At 51.4% G+C, this 12,009-nt stretch carries 9 protein-coding genes; 1 reads left to right on the top strand and 8 read right to left on the bottom strand.

Annotation, left to right across the window (positions count from 1 at the left end; genetic code table 11):
• Positions 1–11: 11 nt before the first annotated feature.
• The 3 genes from NSU18_RS22495 to NSU18_RS22485 form a co-directional block, all read right to left on the bottom strand.
• On the bottom strand, positions 12–1,838 hold the full coding sequence (locus NSU18_RS22495) for a hypothetical protein (protein ID WP_341150094.1): 1,827 nt from the start codon (positions 1,836–1,838) through the stop codon (positions 12–14).
• 66 nt (positions 1,839–1,904) lie between these two features.
• Entirely contained in the window at positions 1,905–2,453 is a 549-nt protein-coding gene (locus NSU18_RS22490; RefSeq protein ID WP_341150093.1) for a PulJ/GspJ family protein, read from the bottom strand.
• Entirely contained in the window at positions 2,437–3,042 is a 606-nt protein-coding gene (locus NSU18_RS22485) for a type IV pilus modification PilV family protein (RefSeq protein ID WP_341150092.1), read from the bottom strand. The genes NSU18_RS22490 and NSU18_RS22485 overlap by 17 nt, the downstream gene beginning before the upstream one ends.
• Before the next feature lie 207 nt (positions 3,043–3,249).
• Here NSU18_RS22485 and NSU18_RS22480 point away from each other — a divergent pair, with 207 nt between their 5' ends.
• Positions 3,250–4,035 (top strand): alpha/beta hydrolase, encoded by a 786-nt coding sequence (locus tag NSU18_RS22480; RefSeq protein WP_341016244.1) that lies wholly within the window; start codon positions 3,250–3,252, stop codon positions 4,033–4,035.
• A gap of 187 nt (positions 4,036–4,222) precedes the next feature.
• Here the strand turns inward: NSU18_RS22480 and NSU18_RS22475 are convergent, their stop codons facing one another.
• The 5 genes from NSU18_RS22475 to NSU18_RS22455 form a co-directional block, all read right to left on the bottom strand.
• A complete protein-coding gene (locus NSU18_RS22475) occupies positions 4,223–6,118 on the bottom strand; it encodes an AraC family transcriptional regulator (protein WP_341150091.1) in 1,896 nt (631 codons plus the stop codon).
• Positions 6,119–6,267: 149 nt separating this feature from the next.
• The gene (gene argH, locus NSU18_RS22470) at positions 6,268–7,680 is read right to left on the bottom strand and encodes an argininosuccinate lyase (protein ID WP_341150090.1); all 1,413 of its coding nucleotides are present in this window, start codon (positions 7,678–7,680) and stop codon (positions 6,268–6,270) included.
• 86 nt (positions 7,681–7,766) lie between these two features.
• Positions 7,767–9,002, bottom strand: coding sequence for an argininosuccinate synthase (locus tag NSU18_RS22465; protein WP_341150089.1), 1,236 nt, complete (start codon positions 9,000–9,002; stop codon positions 7,767–7,769).
• A gap of 638 nt (positions 9,003–9,640) precedes the next feature.
• Entirely contained in the window at positions 9,641–10,609 is a 969-nt protein-coding gene (gene argF / locus NSU18_RS22460) for an ornithine carbamoyltransferase (protein WP_341016237.1), read from the bottom strand.
• Positions 10,609–11,892 (bottom strand): aspartate aminotransferase family protein, encoded by a 1,284-nt coding sequence (locus tag NSU18_RS22455; RefSeq protein WP_341150088.1) that lies wholly within the window; start codon positions 11,890–11,892, stop codon positions 10,609–10,611. The genes argF and NSU18_RS22455 overlap by 1 nt, the downstream gene beginning before the upstream one ends.
• Positions 11,893–12,009: the final 117 nt, after the last annotated feature.

The raw sequence follows: 12,009 nt of genomic DNA, 5'->3' as shown, positions 1-12,009 counted from the left end.
ACTGCACATTGTCAATTTACCAGTTGCATAGGTCCGACATTTACATTGACGGTTTGCACTCTGGGTAAGCTGGATTGCTGATTCTCATAGATATCCGGTTTATAATCTATCACAAAACGCTCAGGAGCATTCGCTTGGTTAATGATTAGCCTGCCAGCATTGTCTGGAAGAGGCTCCATAACATTACCTTTCACTGCATGGACAGTCAGGTTGTCTTTAGCAAAAAAACCGCCGATCAAGTGGAACATAGAGCCTACGCCATACAGCTCACCACTGGAGTCTGTATAAAAGAAAGCTTCCATCGTTTCCTCTGCACTTGGTTCGTTTACAGCAAAGGCGTGCAGGCGGTTGATAAGCACTTTCCCTTTGGAGATCAAGACCAGTTCTTTGGTCTCCAGGTCATTACCCTGAATTCCCCGAATATTTGCATCCTCAACCGTTGTATCACCTAACACCAGCAAAGTCGAATCAAACTTAACGTTGCCTTTGATCTTAACATTCCCAGTAACTAATATATTGGCCCGGACTGGTAAAAAATCCGGTTTAAAGTTGTTGATCTCTAAATTACCGGCAACGATGAACCAGCGTGGCATACTCCCGCTTTTGGGATCAATCTCATGGGAAGGTCCCTCCCGGTAAAACAATTTCTTGTAATCCAGACCATCCACAACCAAATTTCCGTTAAAAACAACTGTGGAATCCAAGTTCTCCAACTGCTGTAGCTTCTCGTTGTATATTTCAAGATCCTTCTGATATTGCTCAAGGACAGCTTCTTCAGCATCTGGTAGCACTTTATCTGGAGCTACCGGCATTCCTTGAATATGTGTGACCTCCGAACGCCCGATAATCCAAGAATTCAAGTCTGCAATGCCTTTGTTGTATTCTCCACGCATACTGTTTCTTAATGATTTTTGGGTAATCTCATCCTTCGAGGAGGATAGCCCCTGAGCCAGCTTATCGAAAAACGACTCCTCAACGTTGATTTGGACAAATTTATTTTTCTCTTTAATTTTAATGTTAGCCGGATTCATATGCAGAATCTTAGTCAGTAGATCATTCCTTGCACTCTCCGTTTCAGGCAGGGAGGTCATCGTATCTTCCTGATCCTCTGACAGGATACTCTCTTTCGGCTGGAAGTTCTCTTTATACTTGATATTGCTCATTGCTTGAACATGAACCTCCCCCGGGGCTGACCCATCCGCATTACTCATGACGGTGGGGAAATCCAAGGTGACTTCAGGATATCTATGTCCCAAGTAAGTGTACCAAGGTGTATTCGTTACCAGCAGCTTATCTCCGGCATATACATTGCCCTTAAGCACAGGAGCTCCATTCAGCCGTAGAGTCTTCTCTGAGCCGAATACATACTTCAGGAAGTCTGGATAACTGTCTATAATCACCTGCTGTCTCAGTGTCCGTTCCACTCCGTTGACCACTGCCTTGGAGCTGATATTGATCGTATACTGGATAGATTGGTTTTTAATTTTTTTATCTTTAGTATCATCGTACTTGATGCCATCCACCGAACCCATGCTGGTAGATTGTAATTCTGTAGCTACTTTCAGACTCGACTTATTGTCATCCAGCTTCGCCAGAATTACTCCCAGGCTTTCCGGGTCAATATCCTCCAGCTGTAATCCCTTCAACTCGGATTGAATGTAGGCTGCAGCTTCATTAAGTCCTTTTTGGGCAAGATGCAGGGACTGTACGTCACTCTCCCTTGTTTCACTTCTTTGGGCTCCTCCAATGGTTGCACCTAGAACTGCTAATCCGAGAATTGTAAGCAGAAGGACAATAAACATTACCAGTACGAGTGCGGAACCTTGTTCAGATTTCATGCGCGAGAACCGCTCCGTCCATCTGCTCCTATTCATAAGCCACAATCCCATTTCTGCCCACCGCTCCTAGAATCCGAATTTGCTCTCAACCGCAAGCTGCCGTCTGGTATCTCCACGTTCTAAAGTCAGAGAAAGCTTGATATTCAGCAGACCACTCTCACAAGGCTGGATTGAATTTGCACTGCATTCCAAGCTTATTGAAGAATTCGGGCCTAACGTGGAATCTGTCGAAGTCCGTGTATTATATGTATCTCCTGGTGTGGGTTCTGTTGTTGGAAGCTCATTAATCACTAACTGCCCACCGGATATGCCTATTGCTACTTCATCGATTCCACCGCTAAGATTATCTCTTCGCAGAAGTATAGTCTTATTCACTTCATCAGAAGAAATAGTGTTTGGAGCAAAAGTATAGATTTCAGTAATAATGGCAGACATCAGTAAGTCACTTTCATCCCTCAACGTATTCTCCATAGTCACTCTCTGATAACTCTGCACGCCAAACGTCATTACTCCATAGACCAGTGCGGATACCAGAGAAAACAAAGACAAAGCTGCAATGAGCTCAATAAGCGTAAAGCCCTGCTCTTTGCGGAGAAGATCAACGAATTTTCTCATCTGTAATATATCCCTCCACAACAGTCTCCTTAGCATTCGTTCTAACCTGACTGGAATCCCGCACTCTGACCCGAACCGGCAAAAGGTACTCGGCAGTAGCCCTCTCAATGGCATCTGTTGAATGTATCATTCCTGTATGCAGAGTAGACTGATATTCAATATCTATCTGATAACTGATGTTATTAATCGTAGGATTCAGCACCTTCGCCAAAGTGTTCACATCGCTCACCGCATTACTGTAGACGCTGCAGCTCACTGCTGTCTCTGTCAAAGGAACACAGCCGGAGGCCTGAATTGCAGGGTGACCTATAATCTCAGTTTCTGCTCCTGAAGCAGGTCTCCCTTTAAGGTATAATTCCAGCTCACCAAAATCCTGCTTCTCCATATAAAACAAAGCGTTCCGCGCCAGATTGACCATGATCGTCTTGTTCTGGTTGGACTTGGAATAGGTCATGGCATTGGTAAAATAAGAAGTCAGCACCAGGGACACTATCGACAAAATGACGATGGCGGCCAGCACCTCGATTAAGGTGAAGCCCGCTTCCTTGCCCCGCTCGCGGCTGCGGTTCCATGGGTCTTTCCAGGACATTGTGTTCGCTCCCTATACTCTATTGAAATTCAATTATGGGTTTATCCATGTCTTCAGTCCTGTGTCCTTGCGTGTTTCTATGAATCTTTCTACCTACTTCCATTATATTCTTTCTCCTCCGACAGCAGCAATGCCTGCGGGCAATAAATCTACAGTTTATATCAGGTAGGGGCTGTGCTATCATGTGGGCAGAAAGGGGATACGCAAATGGCTTTGATTGAATGTAAATTTTATTCGGAGGTGCTGGGGCTCAGTACTTCGATGACTGTTATTCTGCCGCAGCAGACCACTACGCAGATCGGAATGAGCAATGTCTCCAAAGGGAACCTACACCCCACCCTGTACCTGCTGCACGGTCTGTCTGACGATGATTCGATCTGGCTGCGCCGGACCTCGATTGAGCGTTATGTGGCGGAGCTGGGTATCGCTGTTGTTATGCCGCAGGTTCACCGCAGCTTCTATACGGATATGGAGGCAGGCGGCAAGTACTGGACGTTCATCAGTGAGGAGCTACCGGCGCTGGCCCGTTCCTTCTTCCCGTTGTCGGCCAAGCGCGAGGATAATTTCGTGGCGGGATTGTCGATGGGCGGATACGGGGCGATGAAGCTGGGACTGCGCAAGCCGCAGGACTGGGCTGCTGCAGCAAGTCTGTCGGGAGCACTCGATATGGCACATAATTTCTTGAACTTTGAAGATCCCTCGCAGAAGACCAAGGATTATTTGCAGATTTTTGGGGACAAGGACATTGCTGGCACTCCGGAAGATCTGCTCTGGCTGCTTGAGGAAGTGAACCGCTCCAAAGGGCCGAAGCCGCTGCTCTATCAGTGCTGTGGAACCGAGGATTTCCTCTATGAGGACAATCAGGTCTTCCGTAAGGCCTGCTCCAAGACCAAGCTGTCTCTAACCTACGAAGAGGGGCCGGGAGCGCATGAGTGGGGATACTGGGATGCCAAGATCCGCGATGTACTGAAGTGGCTGCCGCTAAGCAAGTAGAGGGTTTGATATTGTAAGCGGATAAATTCATAAGTGGAAACGGCATTGCCGTCCTTTTAAAGGACGGTACCGTTTCAGCGAGAAGGATAAGGATGATTTTAGCGCGAAGCATGTACATTCTTATCTCTACATAAAAGGGACCTGGACAAGTCATCCAGCGTCCCCTTTTTATTAGGCTCCCACGTATTCATGTGCCGCTCCCTGCCAGCAGATTCACGATGATGTCCATTTGTTGTTCTATTGAAATCGGATCACTGAAAAGAAATTGGTTGAAGTCAATATTGTAGACCTTGCCCGCTCTCCCGGCCGGTGAATTCTGAATGAGCTTGTCCACTTTCTTCAGATCAGCCTCGGCCCCTTCATTCACAGCGAGAAATAACCGGTCACCGATGAACTCAGGAATCAACTCGTTAGAGATTTCCCAGGTATCTCCGTGAATGACCTCTTTCTCAATCTTATCGGTAGGCTTCAGGCCCAGATATTTATACACGATGTTGCCGCCCAGATTGGTATCGCCGTATATGAATACTGCACCGGAACGCACATTCAGAATGGAGAAGGTTTCGCCCGGTTCAATGTACGGAGTAATCTTTTCTTTGGATTGTTGTATTTTTGCCGCAAAATCCTTGTTCCACTGTTCCGCCTCCGCCTGCTTGCCCAGAATGTCACCGAACATTACCACATCCTTGACCGGATCATTATACTGTTCCACCACAAGGGTTGGCGCAATCTGACTGAGTGCTTCGTACCCTCCATCGACTACCTCCGCGAATGGCGCTGTTGTAATAATCAGATCAGGCGCAAGCGACAGGATCTTCTCCGCATCCGGCGTAGAACCGACATCTTCAATATCCGAGACATCGCTTAACAGCGGATTGTTCAGGATGAAGGTGGTGGCACCTACCGGCTTCACTCCCAGCGCCATCAATTCCCCCAGATGAAAAAGACTGACTACCCGCTGGGGCTTCACCGGAATCTCAGTCTCCCCCTTCAAATGCCTATACATACGCGTATCTGCGGACCCTCTGTCTATAGCGGTATTAGTAGAAATAGGCTCAGAGCCTGCAGTTCCAGTATTGCTGCCTGTCTGACATGCACTTAGGAATAAGGCTGTGCATAACAATAGTGTGGCCCCAAAGGCCGGCCTTGAAAATCTAAACATCGATAGTTCCCCTTCCTCACTATGTTGATAATAATTCTCATTATCATTATGAGAAACAGGCTCATCAGATACAATAGACGATTTCAGCAGAAGCAATGGATTATTCAGAACCCTGTGGCGGTTGTTCTCCCGGAAGCGCTGCGGCGGGAAGCCGGTATGTTTTTTGAACAAACGGCTGAAATAATAGACGTCGGCATAACCAACTCTGCCAGCTATCTCCTGGATTCGGGCTTCTGATTGCAGCAGCAGCTGCTTGGATCTGCGGATACGTACATGAATCAGATAATCGATTGGGCCAAACCCCAGCTGATTTTTGAACATGCGGAATAAGTAGCTTGTGCTGCAATTGCACATTCCGGCCAACACCTCTGCGGTAATCGGTTCGCTGTAATGCTCATGAATGTAGTGAATGGCTTCGGTGACAACCTTAGGCCGATTCGTCTCCTGTGCTGAGATGTGAACTTGCCGCATGACCTCGTACACAAACTCATGAAAAACACTCTGTGCCTGAAGCTTATCCAGCGGGGCGGTATGCTGGCACAATCTATTCATTGCCTCGCACTTCTCCTGCAAAGGCAGCATTGCATAGGGAGCGAACGCATACGGCACATTGAAGCTCTCCCGGTCCTCCTTCGACTCACAGACGGCTTGGTAGCAAATGAAATAACCGACAAATTCGTGATCTAGCGGCGTCAGCTTGAGCTCCATCTTCGGGCCCCCATGCAGAATAGGTGCAGACCGGGTGGAATAGACCGTTCCCGATAAACTTACAGACGCCTCACCGTGCACAGTCAGCAGGAAGAAGCTCGCGGATGCCATGTGATACCCAGGTACCGTCCCCTTTTGCACAGCGAACTGTTGAACATCCAGCAGTCTGACAGCGGCGCGGCTCCAGCGTTCCATGTGAACTTCCCAATCCATACCTTCCCTCCTATCAACAGATCCGCATAGACATTCTTATATCTCAAAAAAAGACTGTCCTTCTGCAGCCTCAGCTGCAAAAGACAGTCTCTAAATGCCTTCTGCAATCCTCTGCCCCTGGCAGGCATTGCAGACGATCTGCGTTAATCTTACACGGCTACGCTATGCTGCTTCACCCATTCACCCGCCGCCAACAGAGCCGCCTCGGCCCGTTCAATGGCAGCCTGCACCTGAACCGTGGCGGTACCGCCGTAGACATTACGGGCGTTCACCACGGCCTCTGGCTGGAGCACCGCATAGATCTGGTCGTCGAACAGCGGCGAGAACTGCTTGAATTCGTCCAGCGTCAGATCCAGCAGGAACTTGCCCTCGTTAATGCAATACAGAACGGTCTTGCCGATCACCTCATGCGCTTGACGGAACGGCAGGCCTTTGCCTACCAGGAAGTCGGCGATATCGGTCGCGTTGGAGAAGTCGGTATTCACCGCTTCGCGCATCCGCGCCTTGTTCACCTTCATAGTGGAGATCATCGGTGCGAACAGCTGCAAGGCCCCTGTAAGGGTAGCAACGGTATCGAACATGCCTTCCTTGTCTTCCTGCATGTCCTTGTTATAGGCCAGTGGCAGCGACTTCAGAACGGTCAGGAGTCCGATCAGGTTGCCGTAGACACGGCCGGTTTTGCCGCGTACCAGCTCCGGCACATCCGGGTTCTTCTTCTGCGGCATGATGCTGCTGCCGGTGCAGAAGGCATCGTCCAGCTCCACGAAGCTGAATTCGGTGCTGCTCCACAGCACCAGCTCTTCGCTAAGACGGGACAAGTGAGTCATCACGAGCGATGCATTCGCCAGGAACTCCACGATGAAGTCGCGGTCACTGACTGCGTCCAGACTGTTCTCATAGACGCTATCGAAGCCAAGCTGCTCGGCCACGAAGTGGCGGTCGATCGGGAACGTCGTTCCCGCCAGCGCCCCGGCACCCAGCGGCAGCACGTTGATCCGCTTGTAGCTGTCGGTCAGGCGCTCCGCGTCGCGGCGGAACATCGATACGTACGCCAGCAGATGATGCGCGAACAGAATTGGCTGTGCCCGCTGCAGGTGGGTATATCCTGGAACGATCGTCTCCAGGTTATCCTTGGCCTGCCCGATCAGCGCCCCCTGCAGCTCATGCAGCAGCGCTACCAGCTCCACCACGCGGTTACGCAGGTAGAGGTGCATATCTGTAGCCACCTGATCGTTGCGGCTCCGTCCGGTGTGCAGCTTGCCGCCGACCGGGCCGATCTCTTCGATCAGGTTCTTTTCAATATTCATGTGGATATCTTCATCGGCAACCGAGAACACAATCTCCCCCGCCCGTACCTTGTCCAGTACCTTCGCGAGCCCGTTCTTGATCGTCTCGACATCCTCCTGCGGCAGAATTCCGCATTTGCCCAGCATCGTGACATGCGCCAGACTGCCCTGCACATCCTCTTCCGCCAGCACTTTATCGAATTCGATAGAAGCCGTATATTCCTCTACCAGCTTGTTCGTTCCTTTGGTAAAACGTCCGCCCCACAGCTTACTCACCAGTTGTTCCTCCTTGATAGACGTTAGAAGGGCCGCCCCTGTCCAGTTGGGAGGAACGGCCTTCTTGTGTCCGCTTTTATATGCTGCTACTTATTGGATTCCGCTACGCCCGCCGATACCTTCAGACGAAGGGCATTCAGACGGATGAAGCCGGTCGCATCACCCTGGTCATAGGCCTGGGTTGGATCTGCCTCCATGGTGGCGATATCCGGGTTGTACAGGCTGACCGGACTCTTGACTCCGGCGCCGATGATGTTGCCCTTGTAGAGCTTCACGCGTACCGTACCGGTCACGTTCTTCTGGCTCTCCTTCACCAAGGCCTGCATCGCAATCCGCTCCGGTGCGAACCAGAAGCCGTTATACACCAGCGTGCTGTAACGGGTGATCAGGCTGTCACGCAGGTTCATCACTTCACGGTCCATGGTGATTGATTCCATTTTGCGGTGAGCGGTGAACAGAATGGTTCCGCCCGGAGTCTCATACACGCCACGGCTCTTCATGCCGACAAAACGGTTCTCGACCATATCCACGCGCCCAATCCCATGCTTGCCGCCCAGCTCATTGAGCTTCTCCATCACTTGCAGCGGGGATAACGCTTCGCCGTTCAGCGCTACGCAGTCACCCTTGAGGAAGTCCAGCTCCAGGTACTCTGCTTCATCCGGAGCATCCTCCGGGGCACTCGAGAGCAGGAACATTTCCTTGTTCTCCGGTGCGCTTGGATCGAACCATGGATCTTCCAGTACGCCGCTCTCATAGCTGATATGCAGCAGGTTGCGGTCCATCGAATACGGCTTGGCCGCAGAGGCTTGTACCGGAATACCATTGGCTTCGGCGTAAGCGATCATCTCGGCGCGGCCCGGAAACTGGTTGCGGAACTCTTCCAGACGCCAAGGCGCGATTACCTTAATGCTCGGCGATAATGCCGCAGCGTTCAACTCGAAGCGTACCTGGTCATTCCCTTTACCCGTAGCTCCATGAGCAATGGCAGTTGCGCCTTCGGCGATAGCGATATCGACCATGCGCTTGGCGATCAGCGGACGGGCAATGCTGGTGCCCAGCAGATATTGGCCCTCATAGAGTGCGCCCGACTGGAACATCGGGTAGATGAAGTCATTTGCGAACTCGTCGCGCAGATCATCGATGTAGACCTTGGATGCGCCGGTGGCGAGTGCTTTTTCCTCCAGGCCATCCAATTCTTCTTTTTGACCAATATCCGCTGTAAAAGCAATAATCTCCGCATCATACGTTTCTTTCAGCCACTTCAGAATGACTGAGGTATCCAGCCCGCCGGAATAGGCGAGTACAATTTTTTCTTTTGGCATGGGGTGTTTAGCTTCCTTTCGGTGTGAAGGGTGATAAGATGATTTTTAAAAATATGCTTTTACAACCCGGTGCTTTAGGCGCAAGCTGCGTGAATGTTTGGACTTTCGGCCGCTGTTGTCTCCAGATATTCTTGAATATACCGCCAGAGCGGATACTATCCGGAGACAAAGGCGGACGCTGACGCTCCTACAGTTCCAAACTTCACTCCGTTGCTTAGCACCGACTTATAGCGCACCTATTCTAAGTTCATCTTATATATGTGTTGTATATATATTTAAATTACTTCAACCCAGCGCTTGCTGGAGGTTAGCGGTGTACTGATTAAGGTGCGCTTGTTAGACTTAATTGCAATCTGTACAACTAAATTGGCTGATGCACCGCCGAATGTGCATTTAGCTGCAGTTCGTACAATTAAAATTCCTCATTACCTGCATTCTCGCCCATTCGGGCAAATTTAGTTGTACAGACTACAGTTATAAGAGAAAATACTTACTTTTAACTGTTTTTAATTGCACGGAATACACTTATCTCTAAATATCCGCAGAAAATGTACACTTCACTTCATAACATCAGCGCATTCGTTGGTGGAATGAGCTCATTTCTCAGCTCTTAATGCTCTACTAAACTCCATCTACATCTAGCCCATCAAGGCCGCCATAAGCGCCTTCTGCGCATGCAGGCGGTTCTCCGCCTGATCGAAAATCACGGAGTTCGGGCCGTCAATGACGCCCGTGCTGACCTCTTCCTCCCGGTGGGCCGGCAGGCAGTGCAGGAACAGATAATCGCTCTTCGCGCCCTTCACCAGCTCCTCGTTGACCTGATAGTCCTTGAACGCCGCTTCACGCGCCAGCTGCTCGGCCTCGAAGCCCATGCTCGCCCAGACATCCGTGTAGATTACATCTGCGTCCTGTACTGCCTCCTGCGGGCTGCGGGTCACAGTGATGACTGAGCCTGTCTCCTTGGCGATCTCACGCGCTTCAGCCACAACTGCCTCGTCCGGCTCGTAGCCCTCCGGTCCGGCAATAGAGACATGCACACCCAGCTTGGCGCCGCCGATCAGCAGAGAATGGGCCATATTATTGCCGTCGCCGATGTACGCCAGCTTCAGGCCCTTCAGCTTGCCCTTGTGCTCGTATACGGTCTGGTAGTCTGCCAGCACCTGGCAGGGATGCGCAAGATCGCTGAGGCCGTTGATTACAGGCACTGAGGCATAACGCGCCAAATCTTCCACTTTATCATGGCCGAACGTACGGATCATGATACCGTCCAGATAACGCGACATGACCTGGGCCGTATCACCAACCGTCTCGCCGCGGCCCAGCTGAATATCATTTTTGCTGAGGAACAGTGCATGTCCGCCCAGCTGATACATCCCCACTTCGAACGACACCCGGGTACGGGTAGAGGATTTCTCAAAAATAAGGCCGATCGTCTTCCCCAGCAGCGGCTGGTAGACTTCACCGTTCTTCTGCTTGCGCTTCAGCTCAATAGCGAGATCAAGCAAATACGTGATCTCCTCCGGGCTGTAATCATTCAGCTCCAGCAAATCACGGCCCTTGAGCTGTGCGGCAATCGTCTCTGTTACGCCTGGTGTACCGTGACTCATCAATTTGCCTCCCCGCTTACTTTGTTAGCATAAGTATGAATTAGTTCCGATAGGATGTCCACCGCCTGATCAATCTCGTCAGTGCTAACATACAGATTAGGCAGCAGCCGGACCACATTCGGGCCAGCCTGAACGAACAGCAGTCCGCGCTTCTGTCCGGCAAGCACGATCTCGGCCACCGGCTCCTGGCATTCAATGCCGATCAGCAGGCCTTTGCCGCGAATCTCCTTCACAAAGGAAGTGTCCGCCAGCTTCGCTCTCAGCTGTCCGCTTAAGTATTCGCCCATCTCCGCAGCCCGCTCGGGCAGCTTATCTTCAAGCATGGTCTCAATGGTTGCTTCCATCACCGCTGCCGCCAGCGGGGTGCCGCCGAAGGTGCTGGCATGGCTGCCCGGGCTGAAGGCCTCGCGCAGATAGCCTTTACCCAGCATCACACCAGCCGGGAAGCCGCTCGCTACCCCTTTGGCCAAGGTGAAAATATCCGGCTCAATGCCGTAATGCTGATGAGCAAACAGCTTGCCCGTACGGCCCATGCCGGTCTGCACTTCATCCACGATCAGCAGCAGCCCGTGCTCCTTGCACAGCGCAACAACAGCATCCAGAAACTCCTGCTGTACCTCAAGCACACCGCCCTCGGCCAGCACCATCTCCAGCATAATCGCTGCCGTATGTTCAGTAATGGCGCCTTTCAGCGCGTCCAGATCATGCAGCGGCACCGTCTTGAAGCCGGCGGGCAGCGGCAGGAAGCCTTCCTTGACCTTCGCCTGCCCAGTGGCTGTCAGTGTAGCCAGCGTACGTCCATGGAAGGACTGCTCGAACGTAATAATCTCGTAGCGGTCTGCACCCTGCACCTTCTGATGATACCGGCGCGCCAGCTTGATGGCCGCTTCATTCGCTTCCGCTCCGCTGTTGCAGAAGAAGACCTGATCCGCACAGCTATTCTCTGTCAGCAGTGCAGCTACCCGGTCCTGGCCGGGAATGTGGAACAGGTTCGAGACATGCCACAGCGTATCAATCTGCTCCTTCAGCTTCGCACCGACCTTCTCCGGTGCATGGCCCAGACTTGTTACCGCAAGTCCGCACATGAAGTCCAGATACTTGTTACCCTGCTCATCCCATACCCAGCTGCCTTTGCCTTTGACCAGACTGATATCGTATCTGCTGTACGACGGGAATACCGCACTCAGCTTGGCAGGAGCGGCCCCCTGTCCGTTCGTACCTGCTGAACGCTCCTGCGGCGCCCCTGTCAAAGAATTCTTGTCCGTTTGCGTAAGCTCACTCATTCTTAGTCACTCTCCCACCATGCTGCTGCCGGCTTCCCGTCAGCGCGTCTATTTTCACTTGCCACTCTATCTGATAATCCAGCTCATTAGCCTATCCATGCCCCGGTTTCTGCACAT

The organism is Paenibacillus sp. FSL H8-0048, from assembly GCF_038002825.1.
GTDB lineage: Bacteria > Bacillota > Bacilli > Paenibacillales > Paenibacillaceae > Paenibacillus_AQ.
The sequence above is the reverse complement of the archived record's forward strand: the minus strand, read 5'-3'. Positions and strand labels throughout refer to the sequence as shown.

Coding starts and splice junctions, on each gene's coding strand:
- NSU18_RS22495 (WP_341150094.1), bottom strand. CDS start 1,838: ATGAAATCTGAACAAGGTTCCGCACTCGTACTGGTAATGTTTATTGTC.
- NSU18_RS22490 (WP_341150093.1), bottom strand. CDS start 2,453: ATGAGAAAATTCGTTGATCTTCTCCGCAAAGAGCAGGGCTTTACGCTT.
- NSU18_RS22485 (WP_341150092.1), bottom strand. CDS start 3,042: ATGTCCTGGAAAGACCCATGGAACCGCAGCCGCGAGCGGGGCAAGGAA.
- NSU18_RS22480 (WP_341016244.1), top strand. CDS start 3,250: ATGGCTTTGATTGAATGTAAATTTTATTCGGAGGTGCTGGGGCTCAGT.
- NSU18_RS22475 (WP_341150091.1), bottom strand. CDS start 6,118: ATGGATTGGGAAGTTCACATGGAACGCTGGAGCCGCGCCGCTGTCAGA.
- NSU18_RS22465 (WP_341150089.1), bottom strand. CDS start 9,002: ATGCCAAAAGAAAAAATTGTACTCGCCTATTCCGGCGGGCTGGATACC.
- argF (WP_341016237.1), bottom strand. CDS start 10,609: ATGAGTCACGGTACACCAGGCGTAACAGAGACGATTGCCGCACAGCTC.
- NSU18_RS22455 (WP_341150088.1), bottom strand. CDS start 11,892: ATGAGTGAGCTTACGCAAACGGACAAGAATTCTTTGACAGGGGCGCCG.